The sequence below is a fragment of the Rhodopirellula baltica SH 1 genome (assembly GCF_000196115.1).
Lineage (GTDB): Bacteria > Planctomycetota > Planctomycetia > Pirellulales > Pirellulaceae > Rhodopirellula > Rhodopirellula baltica.
Genome location: NC_005027.1, coordinates 4,854,847 through 4,874,124, shown reverse-complemented (window position 1 = coordinate 4,874,124; position 19,278 = coordinate 4,854,847). Strand labels below are relative to the sequence as shown.

Here is a 19,278-nt window from a genome sequence, read left to right as displayed (position 1 = left end):
TCCGGGAGAGGGTACGCACGTGATCTAGCGCAAAGTCGTTCTTTTTGGTAGACTGCTGCCTGCTATTTGACGCTTTTTTTTGACGTGGGGGCGAGTCCGCCTTCAGCGTCAAAAACCCCGCATTTGACGGCCTCCACGGGCCGCCCATTCATGAGCGATTCCTCCTCGACTGACCCTGCTTCGAACAACCCATCCGAGGATCCAAACGCTGTGCCCGCTGGTGCGGCATCCGGCGACGGAAATTCAGCCGAGGCGAACGCTGGTCCACAACGACCCGTGGAACGTGTTTCGACGGGGCCGTCGGCAAATTCGGAGTACACCGACAAGGATTTGCTGCACCTGTCGGACCTTGAGCACGTTCGCGAACGTCCCGGGATGTACATCGGTGACACAACCGTTCGCGGTCTGCACCACCTGGTCTACGAAGTCGTCGACAACTCGATCGACGAAGCGATGGCTGGATTCGCGAAATCGGTCAGCGTGATCGTTCACACCGACGGCAGTGTCACGGTCGAGGATGATGGCCGTGGAGTTCCGGTCACCCGTCACGATCAATTGTCAGAAGAACTCGATCGCGAAGTCAGCACGCTTGAGGGCGTGATGACGGTGCTGAAGTTTGGCGGCAAGTTTGAGAAAGGGGCCTACCAGACTTCGGGCGGTTTGCACGGAGTCGGGGTGACGGTTGTGAACTTCCTGAGCCAATGGGCCGAGGTGGAAGTCAGCCGCGATGGTTCGACTTGGACTCAAGGCTACGAACGAGGCATTCCTACTGGTCCGATTCAAAAAGGTCGGCCGACAAAGAAGACAGGCACGAAGACCACGTTCAAAGCCGATGGTCAGATTTTCAGTGTCACCAAATACAACTTTGACACGCTGCAAAAACGTCTTCAGGAACTCGCGTTCCTCAACAGTGGTGTTCGCATCAAGTTCCTTGACGAGCGAAACGGCGAAGGAGGCGACTACCAATATGACCGTGGGATCGTCGAGTTCGTGGAACACCTCAACCGCGCCAGCGATGTGCTGCACGGCGACGTGATTCAGTTCGTCGGTGAGAAGGACGGTGTTGAGTATGACATGGCGCTGCAATACAGCACCGAGTTCACCGAAACGGTTCAGTCTTACGTCAATAACATTCACACGATCGAAGGCGGGACGCACGTGTCCGGTTTCCGTTCGGCGTTGACGCGGACGCTGAATAACTACGGCAAGAAAGAAGGCCTGTTTAAGAACACCACGCCGACCGGCGACGATTTTCGCGAAGGTTTGACGGCGGTGATCAGCGTGCGGGTTCCTCATCCGCAGTTCGAAGGTCAAACGAAGACCAAACTTGGTAACGGCGAAGTTGACGGCATCATCACCAGTGGTGTTGGTGAAGCGTTGAACAAGTACCTCGAAGAGAATCCTCGAACGGCCAAAGCGATCGTTCGCAAAGGTTTGCTCGCCGCCGAAGCTCGCGAAGCGGCTCGCAAAGCCAAGGACCAACTGCGTAAGCGTAAAGACGCCCTTGGTGGCGGTGGTTTGCCCGGCAAGCTTCGCGATTGCATCTCAAAAAACATGGAAGAGTGCGAAGTCTACCTGGTCGAAGGTGATTCGGCCGGTGGATCGGCCGAAGGCGGACGGATGCGTGAGTACCAAGCGATTCTGCCGCTTCGCGGTAAGATCATCAACGCTTACAAAAGCCGCGAAGACAAGGTGCTGGCCAACGAAGAAGTTCAGTCGATGATCCAAGCGATCGGTACCGGCATCGGTGCTGATCAGGATCTTTCGCGCCGTCGGTACAACAAAGTCATCATCATGACTGACGCCGACGTCGATGGCAGCCACATTCGCACGTTGCTGCTTTGCTTCTTCTATCGGCAAATGTATCAGCTGGTTGCCGCCGGGCATGTTTATGTGGCTCAGCCGCCGTTGTTCCGGGTCTCGCAGGGTAAGAACCGGTACTACATTCAGTCCGAAGAAGAGATGAAAGGCCAGTTGCTTGAACGTGGTTTGAATGACACACGATTCGAGACCGAAGACGGACGCAGCGCAGAAGGTGATTCAATGCGTGCACTCTGCGTCGCGCTGGCATCAATGGAAGATGCAATTCTTGCCTTGGAACGCCGTGGCGTCAGCTTGCGAGTGCACAGCGAACGCTTCGATCCGGTTACCGGCAAGCTGCCTCCGTTCTTGTTAACGATCCTTGGTGGTGAGCATTGGTTCATGAAGCAATCGGATGTCGAGGCATTCCTTGCTGAAAACGATGCGACGTTGGACATCGATCAAGCCGAAGAAGAGCTGAACGTCGAAGGTGAAGAGGAAGTCAAAAGCGATGAACCCGAGAAGGTGGTCGCGCACTTGGCCGAGCTTCACGAAGTCCGGACGATCAACAGCGGCTTGAAAGATTTGGAGCCGCTAGGATTTGGATTGCAGGATTTGATTCCCGCCGACCGTACCGGTTCCACCACCGCCCGGTTCGAATTGGTTCGCGGCGAGGATATGCGTCGTCCGCTGGAAGACTTGCGAGAGCTGTTGCCGGAGGTGCGAGCCGCCGGTGAAAAAGGTCTGCAAGTGACTCGCTTTAAAGGGCTGGGCGAAATGAACGCGGAAGAGCTCCGCGAAACAACGCTCGATCCTGCCAACCGGACGCTGGTGAAGGTCAATCTGACTGACGCGGGTGCGGCCGACGAAATGTTCCGTTTGTTGATGGGCGACAAAGTCGAACCCCGTCGCGAATTCATTGAAACCCATGCACTTGATGTGCGAAACCTGGACGTCTAGCACGATGGTCACACCGCCTCCCAGAGACAACACCGAAGGTTCGGACATCGAAACTGCGGAGGCGTTGATCCAAAGCGTTGCCCAGGTCAAAGAACAGGTCGGCCGAATCGTGGTCGGGCAGAGCGACGTGATCGAGCAATTGCTGATCGCGATCTTGGCTCGCGGCCATTGCTTGTTGGAAGGCGTGCCCGGGCTGGCGAAAACGTTGATGGTTCGGACGTTGGCCAGTTCGATGAACCTGGATTTTCGTCGTATTCAGTTCACGCCCGATCTGATGCCCGGTGACATCACTGGAACGGACATCATCCAGGAAGATCACGAAACCGGGCGTCGCGAGATGTTGTTTCGTCCCGGACCCGTCTTCACCCAAATGCTGTTGGCCGACGAGATCAACCGAACGCCACCCAAGACGCAGGCGGCATTGTTGGAAGCGATGCAGGAGCACGAGGTCACCGCGGGCGGTAAGACTTACGCTCTGAAGGAACCTTTCTTTGTTCTTGCGACCCAGAATCCGATCGAGCAAGAAGGAACTTATCCGCTTCCCGAAGCTCAACGCGATCGGTTTTTGTTCCACGTCGTTGTTGGATATCCGTCACGTGATCAAGAAGCGGAGATCGTTGAGCGAACCACGTCCGGCGATTTGGCGGATGTTCAGCCGGTCGTCAGCGGCGAAGACATTTGCAAGTTTCAGTCTGTGGTGCGACGAGTCCCATTGCCCGAGCATGTGAAGAATTGGGTGATCGATGCCGTGCGCTCCGCGCGGCCGAACGAACCCGATGCGAAGGATTGGGTCAAAGAGTGGATCCAGTGGGGACCCGGCCCGCGAGCGAGTCAACAATTGGTGTTGGCATCGAAGGCCCGTGCGTTATTGCACGGTCGCACACACGTGACGCTCGAGGACGCACAGGCGTTGGCGTTGCCAGTGCTTCGCCACCGAATCGTGCCAACATTTTCTGCCGAAGCGGATGGCATCGCGGTCGAGGATTTGATCTCGCGATTGGTTGCCGAGCAGAGTGCCGGCACGGCATCCGTTCTTTAGAGTTGGGGCGGTTCGCCTCGTGGTCTGTCGCAGCAAAAAGTGACGGGTGATTGTCGTGGCCTCGTCACTACCCTGAAAATAAGTCGTGGCTGGTTACTAAGCACGTGAGCGGGAGTCGTTGGGCTTGATCACGTAGCGGCGTCTCTCCGAGACGCTGTCATTTGCGAGTCTCAGAGAGACTCGCCTAGGTGAGGTTCTACCCGATCATTCCTGCCGACCTGCTTGGCTTTCTGGCCACTAGCTCTCCGCTCGTGCCGCGCGGCCATAGCTTCCTAGCACATGGGTGTGGTGGGTCGCTGTCTTGAGGTCTTCGATTGCTTTCGCGATCGCGATGTCTTGGCAATGCCCGGGGAACTCAACGACGAAGAAGTACTCGTTCTTGGTGCCGGGTTGAGGGAACGACTCAATCCAAGTCAGGTTCAATTCGTGTCGTTTGAAGATGCCCATCACATCGGCCAACGCGCCGGGTTGGTGGGCGACTTGAAACAGCAGCGTTGTTTTGTCCTGGCCTGTGGGTGCCGGTTGTTCGTGGCCGAGCACCGCGAATCGGGTCACGTTGTCGCGATTGTCTTCGATGTTGGCGCCAATGACACGAAGTCCATGGCGGCGACCGGCGGCTTCGCTGGCGATTGCAGCGACGCCAGCTTGAGTCGCGGCCAGTTTCGCGGCGGCCGCTGTCGAGCTGCACTCGATCAGTTTCGCTTTGGGCAAATGGTTGGCGAGCCAAACGCGGCACTGGGAGATCGCTTGCGGTTTACTGTGGACTTCGGTGATGGAGTCGCGATCGCACATCGCGAGCAGCTGGTGATGGATTGCAAGCTGCACTTCGCCGGTGATTGATACTTCGCCTTTGGATAGCCGGCCGAAGGTATCGACAACACGGCCATCGGTGCTGTTCTCGATCGGCACAATTCCTCCGGCGCAATCACTTCGTCCAACTGCGTCAAAGACAGCCCCGATCGAAGACACTGGAAGCAAGTTGGCGGCTTCCCCGAAATAAGCCAGTGCCGCCAAATGGCTGTAACTGTCCGGTGGGCCAAGGAACGCGTAAGTTCCCGGTCGAGTGGCTCGCCAGCAAGCCGACGCAACGTGTTGCAGTATGTTCCGCTGGATCTCGCTCTCTGGCATTTCGTTGTTTGTGCCATCGTTTCCGGATCCCGATTGTTTGAACCGGTCCACAACAGCGTCAATCGATGTCAGCGTGCTGGCCCAATCCGGGTTGGAATTTGACGCCGTGTTTTCAGTCATCGCTCGGCAGCGTTCACGCAGCAGATCGAGGATTTGTGTGTCGATCGATGCGATCGTATCGCGTGGGTCAACTGAACTCATGAGAGTGAATTTTCGGGCGTGAGCGAAAGATGACTGCCGTTTTGGCAAGGCAGCATTGTGGCATAGAGAGTAGTTTTGAGTGGCCTGCCAAAACGGTTTTGACGGATTTTTTTGAAACGTGTGGTCGTGTTTTGGGTCGGCGAAACACGTGTTTTTTGAGAGTTGACTTTTTGGCAAGCACACTGCGGGAGGGGCTCTGGCACAGATCTTGCCATATCTGTGGATCCAACCAAAAGGCTGACGAAATGGACCGCTCAGGGGCCGCGGTCGGCCCGGCGAAATCCAAATTCATATCATTTGACACCCACCATCCAGTTCGGACACAGGAGCTCACGCATCATGGCACAAGGCGAAAAAATCATCGGTATCGACCTCGGGACCACCAACAGCGTGGTCGCGATCATGGAAGGTAGCGAGCCCAAAGTTATCCCAAACCCTGAAGGCAACCGGCTGACTCCCAGCGTGGTCGCTTTCACTGACAAGCAAGAAACCATCGTCGGCGAACCCGCTCGACGTCAAGCCGTCACCAACCCGAAGCGTACCGTTTACTCGGCAAAGCGTTTCATGGGACGTCGTCACAACGAAGTTCAATCGGAAGAGAAAATGGTGCCCTATGGCATCACCGGTGGACCTGGCGATTACGTCAAGATTCAGGTTGGCGACAGCGAGTACACGCCACAAGAAATCTCCGCCAAGGTTCTTCGCAAGTTGAAGGAGTCGGCTGAGTCGTACTTGGGGCATAAAGTCAACAAAGCGGTCATCACCGTTCCTGCTTACTTCAATGACGCACAGCGACAAGCAACCAAAGACGCAGGCCAGATCGCCGGATTGGAAGTTGCTCGGATCATCAACGAACCAACCGCCGCCGCACTGGCTTACGGGTTGGATAAGAAGAAGGACGAGAGCATCATCGTCTTCGACTTGGGTGGTGGTACGTTTGACGTCTCGGTTCTGGAAGTCGCTGACAGCGGCGATGAAGAACAGGAAAGCCGCGTGTTCCAAGTTGTTAGCACCTCGGGTGACACTCACCTCGGTGGCGATGACTTCGATGAAGCGTTGATCAACTACGTTGCCAGCGAATTCCAAAAGGATAACGGCATCGATCTGCGCAACGACGCGATGGCGTTGCAACGTTTGCAAGAAGCTTGCGAGAAGGCAAAGAAAGAACTCAGTACTTTGCCAGAAACCGACATCAACTTGCCCTTTATCACGATGGATGCTTCGGGACCGAAGCACCTGACGATGAAGATCACTCGATCAAAGTTCGAAGAATTGATCGATGCGTTGGTGGAGCGTTGCCGTGGGCCAGTTCTGCAAGCGTTGAAAGATGCTGGCATGGATCCCAAAGACATCGACGAAGTCGTCTTGGTCGGTGGTAGCACACGGGTGCCAAAGGTACGCGAAGTTGTCAAAAGCATCTTCGGCAAAGACCCTCACCAAGGTGTGAACCCTGACGAAGTGGTTGCAGTTGGTGCCGCGATTCAAGGCAGTGTCTTGGCCGGTGACCGCAACGACGTGTTGCTGCTCGACGTGACTCCATTGACGCTCGGGATTGAAACCGAAGGTGGCGTGATGACCGCACTGGTCGAACGCAACACGACGATTCCGGCCGAGAAGAAGAATGTCTTCAGCACCGCCGCGGACAACCAAACCGCTGTGACCGTTCGAGTGTTCCAAGGGGAACGCAAGATGGCCAACGCGAACCGATTGCTCGCCGAATTCAACCTGGAAGACATCCCCGCCGCACCACGTGGTGTGCCTCAAATCGAGGTCAAGTTTGACATCGACCAAAACGGCATCCTGAGTGTCTCGGCGAAGGAACTGAAAACCGGGAAAGAAGCCAACGTCGAGATCAAAGACAGCGGCGCGCTTTCCGATAGTGATATCGAGCAAATGCAGAAGGACGCGGAAGCCAACGCGGAAGAAGACAAGCGACAATTTGAATTGGTCGAGGCTCGCAACAAGGTCAACCAACAGGTTTACCAACTTGAAAAGTTGATGGGCGAGAACGACGACAAGTTGTCCGATGACGACAAGGCTCCGATGAACGCTGCGATTGAAAAGGTCAAGAAAGCCGCTGAAGGCGATGACTTGGCTGAGATCAAAGCCGCGTCGGACGAATTGGAAGCCGCCTCGCAGGCGTTCAGCAAGGTTTTGTACGAGAAGACCGATGCGGCAGGCGAAGCCGGTGCCGATGCGGCGGGTGCCGCTGGTGCAACCGCGGGCGGTGGAGACGACGACGACGCGATCGACGCGGAGTTCGAAGTCAAAGAGTGACCCAACCGATGTGAGTCGGATGGTTGAATCCTTTCGGCTTGCACGTTTTTGATAACGGCGAGTCTCGCTCGGCTGCATCGCAGTCGAGCGGGCGCTCGCTTTTTTTATGCCCATTCATTTTGTCTCTGCAATGCCGTTCGGCGCGGGAATTGTATTGCTGATCCTCCAGATTGATTCCGCGTCCCACCTCCTTATCCCACCCACTTCTCTGCCTGGAGATTCTGATGGCCTTTCGAATCGACAAACTCACAACACAAGCTCAAAACGTGGTCGCAGAAGCGCAAGCTCAGGCCACTTCGGCCGGCAACGCCGAGATCGATCCGCTGCATGTTCTTTCGGCGGCGGTCAACCAGCGAGATGGCATCACGACGCCGTTGCTCGAAAAGATCAACGTGGATGTTCCGAAGCTGAAGTCGTTGCTGACGAGCGAACTGGAAAAGCTGCCCCATGCATCGGGCATGGGTCAGGCCCGAGTATCCGCGAAATTGCAGGCGGCTCTGGAAGCGTCGGCGACCTCGGCGGAGTCGTTGAAGGACGAGTACGTCAGCACCGAGCATCTGCTCGTTGGTTTGGCTCGCACCGACAACAAAGCCAAAAATCTGTTGTCTTTGCTGGGTGTGTCGGACAACGATCTGCTCACGGCAATGAGCCAAATTCGCGGATCGGCTCGCGTGACCGACCCCAATGCAGAATCGACTTATCAAGCTCTCGAGAAGTTTGGCATTGACCTGACCCAGTTGGCTCAAAGCGGCAAGCTCGATCCTGTCATCGGACGTGACAATGAGATCCGTCGTGTGATTCAGGTTCTCTCGCGTCGGACAAAGAATAATCCTGTTCTGATCGGACAGCCTGGTGTCGGTAAAACAGCAATCGCGGAGGGATTGGCACTTCGTATCTTCGAAGGTGATGTTCCTCAAAGCCTCAAAGGCAAGAAGGTCGTCTCGCTCGACATGGGAGCACTCGTCGCGGGAGCTAAGTTCCGCGGTGATTTCGAAGAGCGTTTGAAGTCGGTGCTTCGCGAAGTCAAAGACTCCGATGGCAAAGTGATTCTATTTATCGATGAGTTGCACTTGGTCGTTGGTGCTGGCAACGCGGAGGGTTCGGCCGACGCAGCGAACTTGCTCAAGCCTGAACTGGCCCGTGGTGCGCTCCGCTGCATCGGTGCGACGACGTTGGATGAGTATCGTCAGCACATCGAAAAGGATGCGGCGCTCGAGCGTCGGTTCCAACCGGTTTTCGTGGGTGAACCAAACGTGGAAGACACCGTCGCGATTCTGCGAGGGCTGAAACCTCGTTACGAATCGCACCATGGTGTCCGTATCACAGATAGTGCTTTGGTTGCCGCCGCCAATCTATCGGATCGTTACATTGCGGATCGATTCCTGCCGGACAAAGCGATCGACTTGATCGACGAAGCCGCCAGTCGTTTGGCGATGGAAAAAGAAAGTGTGCCTGAACCGATTGATCGTTTGCAACGTCGTCTTCGGCAATTGGAATTGGTTCACCGTCAACTGGTGGACGAACAAGAAGCTTCTGCCGTCGATAAACGCGTCGAGGTGGAAGAAGAAATGGAATCTGCCAAAGCAGAGTTGGCCAGTTTGAAGGAACAATGGGAAACCGAAAAAATGGGTTTGGACGACGTCCAGTCCGTTCGACAAGAAGTTGATCAGCTTCAGCATCGTTTTGCTCAGCTAGATGCGGATGCGAAGGAGAAGCAGCTTCGAGGCGAGAGTCCTGAGGATGCGTATAGCGAGATGCTGCAGGTGCAATCGCGGCTTCGTGAGTTGCAGGCCCGGATTGATGAAGCTGAAAAACATGACGATTCAGCGGATCAAACCAAGGAAGAACCGGGAGATGAAAAACGTCGCCTGCTTCGCAAGGAAGTTACCGAAGAAGAAATTGCAGAGGTCGTCAGCACTTGGACCGGTGTTCCAGTCACTCGAATGATGGAAACCGAACGAGCCAAGTTGTTGGTGATGGAAGAGAGATTGCATCAACGGGTTGTTGGACAGGATGAAGCGGTCACCGCAGTTTCGGACGCGGTTCGTCGCAGTCGCAGTGGGTTGCAAGATCCCAATCGTCCGATCGGTTCGTTCCTGTTCCTAGGACCCACCGGTGTCGGAAAGACGGAACTTTGCAAAGCATTGGCGGAAGTCATGTTTGATGATGAATCCGCGATGGTTCGTATCGACATGAGTGAGTTCATGGAACGCCACAGCGTGTCGCGACTGATTGGTGCGCCTCCCGGCTACGTTGGCTACGAAGAGGGCGGCAAGCTAACCGAGGCCGTTCGCCGGAGACCTTACGCGGTGATTCTGCTCGATGAGATGGAGAAGGCGCATCCGGATGTGTTCAACGTTCTATTGCAAGTGCTCGATGATGGGCGATTGACCGACGGGCAAGGCCGAACGGTGAACTTCACCAATACCGTGGTTGTGATGACCAGCAATGTTGGTAGCCAGGTGATTCAGCGAGTGACGGAGGAAGGCGGTGGTGAAGATGAAATGCGTCAGGCGGTGGAAGATGCTTTGAAGGCAAGGTTCTTGCCAGAGTTTCTCAACCGGATCGATGACACAGTGATCTTTCACCCGCTGCAGCAAACTCAGATTCGCAGGATTGTTCAATTGCAACTCGAAGAGCTGCGTTCGCGTTTGGCAGCCAATGGCTTGTCATTCGAAATCACAGACGCTGCGATCGATCAAATTGCGGAAGTGGGGTATGACCCAGCGTATGGGGCAAGGCCTCTGAAGCGTGTGATCCAACGCGAGGTGCAGAATCCGCTTGCTTCAGCGATTTTGAAGAACAGCTATGCCGAAGGCACCACGATCAAGATCGACCACGATGGCGATCAATTCGTGTTCTCTGGGTGAGTTGTTTGTCGCTGAACCGCATGCGACAATTGCGAGCATGAGTGCCAACTGCAATTCCGGCCGAAGCATTCGCCATTTTTCGGCGGATGCTGGCTAGGTTCGGACATTGTCGGTTGAGACTCGTTCTTGTGAGAATGCTCTGTCCCCCATCTTTCGAAGGTTTCGTACATGATGATGCAACGTGTTGCCTTGATGTTGACGTTGGTTTGTGTTTCTTCCGTGGTCGCTTCAGCCGAGGAAAAGCCAACCTTTGATTCGGAACAATCAAAGATCTCTTTCATCGGGGCAAAACCCGATGGCAAGCACGATGGTGGTTTCAAGAAATTCACCGCCGAGGCGACTTTGAATTTGGAAGATCCCAGCAAGGGATCACTGAAGATTGAAATTGACGCAACCAGTCTTTGGTCAGATGACGACAAGCTGACCAATCACTTGAAGAATCCCGACTTCTTCGATGTTCGCAAACACCCAAAGATCACGTTCGAATCGACCAAGATTGAACACGATGCTTCGCAAGATAAAGTCAACATTGTCGGGAAGCTAACCATGCTCGGCAAAACGGTCGAAGTCACGATCCCGTCGATGCCAAAGCTGGCCGAAGACATGCTTGTCTTAGCCGCGAATTTCGATATTGATCGAACCAAGTGGGGCATGACCTACGGAAAAGGCAAGATCAACGACGATGTTGCCATCCGCGCGTTGCTCGTTTTTAAACGATAAGACCGTGGAAACTCAAATCCTACTTTGGTGCGTGATAACGCCAGCGATCTTGTCGCTGGCGTTTGTCGTTGGTGCGTGGGCGATTCAGCGTTCCGAATCGAACGCTTGGTCGCGACCGCTGCCAGCAGTGCTAGCCGTGATTGGTTGGTGTGTTGCGGTCAGTGCCTGCATGTACGCGAGACAGGACTTGGATTGGTCCGCTTTGGAGGCTTGGCAAATTGTATTGGTCCCTATCGGGATCGCGTCGCTGTTGCTGGCTGCGTGTCCATGCGAAGCGGATTCATTGCAAGCGACAAGCCCGCGAACGAGCTTTGGACTCTGGTGGTTGATTGCCGGTCTGGGCTCCGTCGCGACTGCGATGTGGACCATGCCAACCGGTGATGGATGGACCGATATGTTGCCGCTTCATCGGCCTTGGATGGCATCCGTGGCGGCAGCATCGCTGATCAACGTTTGGTCTCTGGACCGGATGCGTCGTCACGGTGCATCACCGTGGATTCTTTGGGTTGGATTGGCCGGTTTGGTCGCTCCCACTTTGTTAGCGGCCAGTGCTTACGGTGGTCTGGCGGAATGGATGGTGAGCGGACTGGTTTCGACATTCGTTTTCGCGACTGCCGCAGTGCTGATGCCCGAGTCGACGATAGGCAAGTTGTTTCCCGCAGTGCTGTTGTTGGCGGCGAGCACCACCGCGACGGGGCGGTTCTATACCTATGAAGATCATCCGACTTGGTTGTACGGATTGATCCTGCTGATGCCAACTTGTATCTCGATTCCCGACGCGTGGCTTCGGGAAAGATCGACGATGGTCCGAGTATCCACGGCGGTCGTTGTCGCGGTCCTTTTACTCGCCGTCACCGGATGGTTCTTGCTCGGTGATTCACTGTTTGGTGAACCAACCGAGGAATGGTGATTTGGGAGTGGAAAGGGGCACAGGGGCACAGGGGCACAGGGACTCAGGACTCGTTCCACTTGCAGAGGTCGTCGACGTAGGCGGAGCCTCCGTCTCGGTTCCAGCCATCAAGCTGGCTGGGTTCTTTGAGTTGTTGGCCGCGACGCATGGGGGTCACGATGAACCGGCTGTCAATGTCCGAGAGCGTTGTCATGTCACCCCACAATTTTTCAAATTGGGCGACCGGGAACACGTCTTCTTGAGCGTGACCCCAGCGTTTCTTAACCTCTTTGAGGGTGATGTAGGTTGGCAAGCGTGCGGCCATTTGACGGACTGCCGCGTCAACTGCCGAGGCGTCGTTCAATGACTCTCGGTTCAACCCAAATGAGTCCAGCAGCGCGTCGATGTCGATCCAAGTCGTCATTGAGTTGTAGTACTTCAGCCCAAACTCGATTCGTTCATCAGGCATCGCGAGTCCTTCGACCAGTCTCGGGCGACCGGCAACCAGAGCGAGCCCTCCGCCGCGATCTTCCAGGCGGCGTGGAATGACTTCGTAGCTGAGCGTGGCTCCTGATTCGATGTGCAAGCCGAACAGTGCCGGGTCCACGTTGGCACCCAGTGTGTCAATGTTGTGCAACATCAGGTAGCGAAGGGATGGTTGATCACGCAGCATCTGCGAGAGCACACCATTGCGGAAAAGGTTGGGGACTTCGTACCAGTGCCCGACTGGATGCACGCACTGTGCCGCGACGTTGTCGGTGTAGTCGGAACCTTCACCGGTTTGCTGCGCCCAGTTCGCAATCGCGGATCGGGCGCTTTCACGCATCTTTTGTTGTTGTTGATCCAGTACCTGTTGAGCGGTTTCTTCCCACAGGAAGTGCAGGTCTCGAACCATAGGAACCATCCGCAATCCGACGCTGCGCCCACTGGAGACATGCACCGGACCATCGTGACCATAGTTGCGAGTGCGGTCCAAAACGGTCCGGATGGCTTCGTCGGTCATCCAACTGGTCGTGATGACGTGGGGGATCGTACCGCCGTGTTGAGCGGTCGTGGCACGGTTCTTCGCCAAGTGAATTTCGAGGAAGCTGCGATGCTTTCCCGCAAAACGGTGGAACGGATGGAGGGCTTTGCAAACACCGGCACCCTGCGTCCAGCGACTGCCAACGCCCGCGGCCAACGTGATGACCCCGATCTCTCCATTGGCGATGGCCTCGGAGCCAATGTCGGCTAAGCGGTCATCTAGGCCGTCGCGAGTATCCGTGACATGTTCTTGGGAGACGTCGGTGATTTTGAGGTCGCGGGAAAGTCGGTTGGCAGCCAAGCCAAATTTGCCGGCTCGCATGTCGGCTCGGATCTGCTCGTGCTGAGATCGATCAAAGCCGCTTCGTTTTAAGATCGCCGCAAGCGAGTCGTCGCTCGTTTGCGCTTCATCGTTCTGCGAGCTGGCGGTTTTGTCGTCCGACGGCAAAACGCTTCGAAGTAGTAATGCAGCGTTCGCATCGTGATCATTTGGGTCGCTGCAACGCCGTGAGATGCCCGCCAATTCTTCGCGGGTTTGAGGCGATAAATCTCGCAAGGGTTTGCGAAGCCATTTGGGCATCATCAACGCGTAATACTTCTGTGGCAGCACAGCGGACTGGGCCGGAATCAATTCCGCAAAAGTTCCATGGTCATTGATTCGGAAGTCGTAAACAACCGGATCCATGGCGAATGGCAACGCTGTCTCCAGTTGGCGTTTGACCGTCACCATTTCTTCGCTGAGCCAATCTTGTGCGGCTTGTTTGATGGTCGGATCAAAGATAAATCCCATGCCGCCGCCGGACATGCCGCCCAACATCCAGAATCCCCAGAACTGATCTCCGTACTGCTCGCGACAACGCTGGATCATCACATCGGTGAACCGGTTGGTTGCCCACGGAATGATCGTTTGTAGCGGGCCTTCGAAGTTCTCGGTGGTCAACGATCCGAGGCGGCGGATGTCGCCTTGTTGCAGTGCGTCAACCACTTCGTCGTAGATCCGCATGGCTTCTTGACGGCCAATCCATTGATCACGTCCACGAACGAGATAGTGTTCGGTGACCATCTCCAAGATGGGACCAACGTTTTGTGCCATGCCACCGTGAACGACGACCAACGAATCTTGCAGCTTTTGTCGAGCTTCCGCGCTGACGCGTTTTTCGCCGAGGACTTCATGGTCAGGCATCAATCGTCCGCGACTGATTCCGAATTCGGGATCTTCGTCGCCTGCGGTTTGCCCGCAGATGAGTTTGATGCCGGGCCATACACCACCCGAATCTTGCCATCCGCCTCCGCTGCCGCCGATCCATTCGCCCAAGATTGCACGTGCCGCAATCAAACGCCGGTCGGGTTCGGTCAGCTCGCCCTGAAGCGACTGGATCTGTCCGGTTGCTCGCATCAAGTTGCTGATGAGCGAACCGAGCAAGTTGGTTGAAACGGCCAGGCGAGAACCTTTGGGGATGTCGTTGATTTTGGAGACCAACTCCAATCCTTTGCCGCGACCGACAACTCGTTCCAGCAGGGATGCCATGTCAGAGCCGCAACCTTCCAGCCCTGGTGGGACGACACCGGCAGCAATCACAGCGGCTTTTAGCAATCCAAGGTAGTCCCTCGCAAAGTCAAACATTTCGGCGATGGTGGTCACTTCAACGCTGGCGTTGAGGTCGACGCTGACCAAACGAAACACCGGTTTGTCGATCACTCGTAGGTAGGTTTCGATCGGTGGTCGAACCTGGTCGTCCCGACCGCGAACGCCGAGGTCGACCGAGACGTTGATGACGCGAGCACCTTCGGGATAGTCCATTCCCAAAAAGAAGATGTCACTCCATGCCGAGTGCGAAACGTCCATTCGCACGGCGGTGGTTTCTTTCAAAACCGGCGAAAGATTCGGGGCGTTTTTGTTTGGCAATAACTCTTTGCGGATGCGAAGTGGATGTTCGGCGACGTGGCCCAGGCGGAACATCCATTGGTTTCCGCGGACAGTGCGGACGCTGTGGCGAACTTGATCGGCCAGCGTTTGGAAACCTAATTCGTGGTACGCCGATGCCAAAGCGCTGGACAATGAATCGCTGGCGCCATCGGTCGACTGGACTTCCAGAAATTCATCGATCGCTTCTTGAAAGCGGCGTCCGAGTAGATGTTCGTAACCTTCAAAGGGGATGCTGCCGGAACTGGATTGATCCAAGCGTGGCGGAAGGTGATACCGATAGATGGCCGATAAGAAAAACAACGCACGCACACGTTGATACAAGTTGTCTTCTTGACGCCGAAAGCGATCCAGTTCGGCGACATGATCGAGCAACTCGGATAGCGTGACATCTTCCAGCAACGATTCGAGCGAGCGATCACGCAAGTTCGCTTGGTCGGTGGTGATCGTTTCGATCAATGAGTTCATGGAGCGAAGTTCCGGCATCAGTTGGATCCTTCCAATGAGGACGATTCCGATGGTGGATCAATGGTTGCCGTGACTGGATTTTCCGTTCGCGTGGCAAGAAGTTCGACCAGTTCGGTCAACAACAAATCTCGATCGCGCCCGGACAATCCGATGGCCAATTGTGCGATCAGAACGCCGTACTGTTCGCCGATGTTGTAACGACGTCCCAGGAGCTGATAGGCAAGGTATTTGCCTCGGTGAGGAAGTTTTGCCATCGCATCGGACAGCGAGGGGCGTTCCATGCTTTGATCGGCGACGACTTCGTGCAGGCATTCCATGACCGCGGGAGTCAGGACATGCATGCCAAAGTAGCCAAGGTAGTAGCCGCTCCGCAGACCTGGCGTGATCAAAGATTGTTCTGCGAGTGTGGGCGTTGGTTTTTCGACAACGGTTCGCACGTCATACAATCCATCGAATCGAGGCACGCTGGCTCCGGCGACAATGCCAAAGTATGGCAAGCGGTGTTCTCGAGTGGACTGGACCGCGGAGACCGGACAGGAATGTTGTTCAGCCATCTCGATCAGTTGTGCTGCGCATGTTTTTGACGTGGCAGACAGATACAGGTGATCGCCGACAAGATGCAGGAAAGCATCGTCCCCGCAAAACGATTCCGCTTGCAGGATGGCGTCGGCGTACCCGAGCGGTCGTTCTTGATGGACGAATTGAAGGTTGCCGAGCGAGCCACCGGCCGCCTTGCGGTAGTTGTCCTCATCGCCGGGCTGGATCACGACGCAGATCTCTTCCACGCCCGCCGAGAGCGTTTCTTCGACGATCAACTGCAGAGCTGTTTTTTCCTCGCCCGAACCGTCGACCAGGCGTTGCAGCGGCAGGGTGTTTTGATTGGGGGCTGCGGCGGTGATGACCGCTTTTCGAACTCGCATGGATCGATCTTTGAGATAAGAAAAAGGCAATGATTAGCAATGAGCCTGAAATAGGTGTCAGGTACCCTCTGCGTGAAGCAGGCTTTGCGCCGTTCCGGCAAAAAGGTACCTGACACCTATTTCACGACCGTTCCTTCGTTGCATCGACCCACAGAATAGTCGAGGCGTAATTGGTCGCCACCAGATCACGTCAATTGAAGAGCGTGAGGGCGAAATCCCCCACCGCGGATGCGGTCAGCTATCCTGTTGGCGTTCCGCTTGGAAGGACTTTGTCGGTTTTTCCGTTGGTGCGGGATGTGGTTGATGGTCCCCGGAATAGAAGGTCAGTAGTGCGCGTTATCTCCGTTTCTCGCGACGTTGTGGTTTGGTCGTGTCTCTTGACATCCTGGATTGGCTTCGGAACATCTTGCCGAGCCGACTCTGATTCACGTCCCTCCGGTTCACGGCCCAATGTGTTGGTTGTTTTGACGGATGATCAGGGGTGGGGAGATCTCAGTCTGCACGGCAATCCCAATCTGCAGACGCCACACATCGATTCGCTGGCTCGCGATGGAGTTCAAATCAAAAACTTCTACGTGTGTGCGGTTTGCTCGCCCACTCGTGCGGAATTTTTGACCGGTCGTTATCACACACGATCGGGTGTGTTCAGCACCTCAGCGGGTGGTGAGCGATTTGACTTGTCTGAGCGGACCATTGGCGACGCTTTTCAAGCGGCCGGTTATCGGACCGCGGCGTTCGGAAAGTGGCACTCGGGCATGCAGGCTCCGTATCACCCCAACGCCCGTGGGTTTGATGAGTTCTACGGTTTCTGCAGCGGGCACTGGGGCAACTACTTTTCACCAATGCTGGAACTCAACGGCGAGATCGTGAAGGGCGACGGATTCATCGTGGATGATCTGACTCAGCACGCGATCGACTTCATGGAGCGAGATCGCGAAAATCCTTTCTTTATCTATTTGCCGCTCAACACACCTCATTCGCCGATGCAGGTTCCTGACGAGGATTGGCAAAATTTTGAAGGCAAAGAGATTGTGCCGGATCCGAGGCCGGAGAATGCAAAGAAAGAAGACGTTCAGCACACGCGAGCGGCGCTGGCTCTTTGTGAAAACATCGATGACAACGTAGGACAATTGCTCGATGCGTTGGAGCGTCTCTCGCTGAGTGAAAATACGATCGTCGTGTTCTTTTGTGACAACGGTCCCAATGGATCTCGGTTCAACGGTGGGTTGAGAGGCCGCAAAGGCGCTGTTCACGAAGGTGGTTTGCGATCGCCTTGTTTGATTCGTTACCCCAGCAAAATCCCTGCCGGTCAAACGGTTGGCGGAATCGCGGGGGCGATCGATTTGTTCCCGACCTTGGCGGATCTTTGCGACGTTGAGGTTGGGGCCACCGCCGGGCCGCTGGATGGCATCTCGTTGATCGATGGATTGCGTGAGCCGAAATCCAAACCCTCGGAGCGGTTGATCTTCACCGCTTGGAGTGGAAAATTCAGCGTCCGATCCAATCGTTATCGCTATCACGCGAACGGCGACTTGTTTGACATCGTGGCTGATCCTGGTGAGACAGGGTCGGTTGCCGAGGACCAGCCCGTCGCAACGGCTCGGCTGAAAAAAGCATTGGAGGATTGGGTGAAGGAGACCAAGCCTCGCGACCGGAGCCATTCGGAAGAGCAGGTCTTTCCGGTAGGACATCCCGATCATCCATGGACTCAGCTTCCCGCTCGCGACGCACAGGCAACCGGTCAGATTCGTCGTAGCAACCGGTTTCCCAATAGCAGTTACATGACCCATTGGCATTCAATCGAGGATGCTATGACCTGGGACGTCGATGTGCTGGCCGGTGGCCGCTTTGATGTGGAGGTTTTTTATGCTTGCCCCGAGTCGGCCGTGGGAACGCAGTTGCATTTGGAATGGAAGCAGGGTGAAACAGAGTCGGCAACCGATTCCGTCGTGACGGAATCCAATCCTTCCGGACCAATTCACTTGGACAAGGACCGTTCGAAAAGAGCTGAAAGCGATGAGAAGGATTGGAAGAAAATGCCGCTCGGCAAAATCGATTTGTCCAAAGGCAGAGGACGCCTCTCATTGACCTGCCCAAGAATCATGGGCGAGGATGGGGAGACTCGAGGCGTGGAGATTCGGCTGATGATGCTGCATCGCGTTCCCGCCGAGTGAGCGACCCCACCTGAAAAGCGAACAGAATGACGGAATCGGAAAAGAGGAAATCGCGAATCACGACTCGAACGCTGCAGCGCATGCGTGACCGGGGTGAACGGATCACGATGCTGACCGCCTACGATTTTCCCACCGCAAAAATTTTGGATGAAGCCGGTGTTGATGTTTTGCTGGTCGGTGACACCGTGGGAATGGTCGTGCAGGGGCACTCGACGACCCTTCCGGTGACGATGGATCAAATGATCTACCACGCCGAAATGGTGGGGCGAGCCGCGGACCACGCGATGGTGGTGGTCGATCTACCGTTCCCGGATGGTCAGCTCGATTTGCTTCACAGTGTCCGCTGTGGGGCTCGCGTGCTGAAGGAAACCCAGTGCCATGCGGTCAAGTTGGAAGGCGGTGCTGAGCAAGCCGAACGGATCGAAGCGATGGTGGGGGCCGGCATTCCGGTGATGGCCCACATTGGGCTGCGCCCACAGAATATTCATGTGGAAGGCGGCTATCGCCTGCAGCGTGATATCGAGCGATTGGTGGCGGACGCGAAGGCCGCTGAAGCTGCGGGGGCGTTCACAGTTCTTATTGAATGCGTTCCCAGCGAAGCCGCCGCTGCGATCACGGATGCGGTGAAGGTTCCAACGATCGGCATTGGTGCCGGCCGAGATGTGTCCGGACAAGTTTTGGTGACCCACGACATCCTCGGGCTGACATCAGGTTACACCCCAAAGTTCACCCGGTTGTTTGCCGATGTTGGCAATACCATCCGAGAGGCGGCCAAGTCGTATTGTGATGAAGTGAAGGCAGCCAGTTTTCCGAGCGATGCCGAATCGTTTGAGTGATTCACGGCGTCGTCGGCCACCGAATGACATCTGTCTTAATCCCCCCATC

General features: G+C 55.6%; 11 protein-coding genes. 8 read left to right on the top strand and 3 right to left on the bottom strand.

Annotation, left to right across the window (positions count from 1 at the left end; translation table 11 throughout):
* Positions 1-150: 150 nt before the first annotated feature.
* Both RB_RS18635 and RB_RS18630 read left to right on the top strand, forming a co-directional pair.
* A complete protein-coding gene (locus tag RB_RS18635; protein ID WP_037247075.1) occupies positions 151-2,760 on the top strand; it encodes a DNA gyrase subunit B in 2,610 nt (869 codons plus the stop codon).
* 4 nt (positions 2,761-2,764) lie between these two features.
* A complete protein-coding gene (locus tag RB_RS18630) occupies positions 2,765-3,799 on the top strand; it encodes an AAA family ATPase (protein ID WP_007338403.1) in 1,035 nt (344 codons plus the stop codon).
* A 237-nt stretch (positions 3,800-4,036) separates the two neighbouring features.
* Here the strand turns inward: RB_RS18630 and pheA are convergent, their stop codons facing one another.
* A complete protein-coding gene (gene pheA / locus RB_RS18625; protein WP_011122147.1) occupies positions 4,037-5,128 on the bottom strand; it encodes a prephenate dehydratase in 1,092 nt (363 codons plus the stop codon).
* A gap of 339 nt (positions 5,129-5,467) precedes the next feature.
* On the opposite strand from pheA, the gene dnaK reads away from it, so the two are divergent.
* The 4 genes from dnaK (at position 5,468) to RB_RS18600 (ending at position 11,905) form a co-directional block, all read left to right on the top strand.
* On the top strand, positions 5,468-7,405 hold the full coding sequence (dnaK, locus tag RB_RS18620; protein WP_007326035.1) for a molecular chaperone DnaK: 1,938 nt from the start codon (positions 5,468-5,470) through the stop codon (positions 7,403-7,405).
* Positions 7,406-7,629: 224 nt separating this feature from the next.
* Positions 7,630-10,275 (top strand): ATP-dependent chaperone ClpB, encoded by a 2,646-nt coding sequence (gene clpB / locus RB_RS18615; RefSeq protein WP_164922205.1) that lies wholly within the window; start codon positions 7,630-7,632, stop codon positions 10,273-10,275.
* Positions 10,276-10,443: 168 nt separating this feature from the next.
* Positions 10,444-10,995, top strand: coding sequence for a YceI family protein (locus RB_RS18605; RefSeq protein ID WP_011122143.1), 552 nt, complete (start codon positions 10,444-10,446; stop codon positions 10,993-10,995).
* Positions 10,996-10,999: 4 nt separating this feature from the next.
* Positions 11,000-11,905, top strand: a complete 906-nt coding sequence (locus tag RB_RS18600; RefSeq protein ID WP_164922204.1) for a hypothetical protein — start codon at positions 11,000-11,002, stop codon at positions 11,903-11,905.
* A 43-nt stretch (positions 11,906-11,948) separates the two neighbouring features.
* On the opposite strand, the gene RB_RS18595 is transcribed toward RB_RS18600, so the two are convergent.
* Positions 11,949-15,317 carry a UTP--glucose-1-phosphate uridylyltransferase gene (locus RB_RS18595; protein ID WP_011122141.1) on the bottom strand — a complete coding sequence of 1,123 codons (3,369 nt, stop codon included), beginning with the start codon at positions 15,315-15,317 and terminating at the stop codon, positions 11,949-11,951.
* Positions 15,317-16,219, bottom strand: coding sequence for a sugar phosphate nucleotidyltransferase (locus tag RB_RS18590; RefSeq protein ID WP_193427743.1), 903 nt, complete (start codon positions 16,217-16,219; stop codon positions 15,317-15,319). Before RB_RS18590 ends, RB_RS18595 begins: the two co-directional genes overlap by 1 nt.
* Positions 16,220-16,548: 329 nt before the next feature.
* Between RB_RS18590 and RB_RS18585 the strand changes: the two genes are divergently transcribed.
* Positions 16,549-18,393 carry an arylsulfatase gene (locus RB_RS18585; RefSeq protein ID WP_164922203.1) on the top strand — a complete coding sequence of 615 codons (1,845 nt, stop codon included), beginning with the start codon at positions 16,549-16,551 and terminating at the stop codon, positions 18,391-18,393.
* Between the two features lie 26 nt (positions 18,394-18,419).
* Positions 18,420-19,229: a 3-methyl-2-oxobutanoate hydroxymethyltransferase gene (gene panB / locus RB_RS18580; RefSeq protein ID WP_011122138.1), complete on the top strand. Its 810-nt coding sequence runs from the start codon at positions 18,420-18,422 to the stop codon at positions 19,227-19,229.
* Positions 19,230-19,278: the final 49 nt, after the last annotated feature.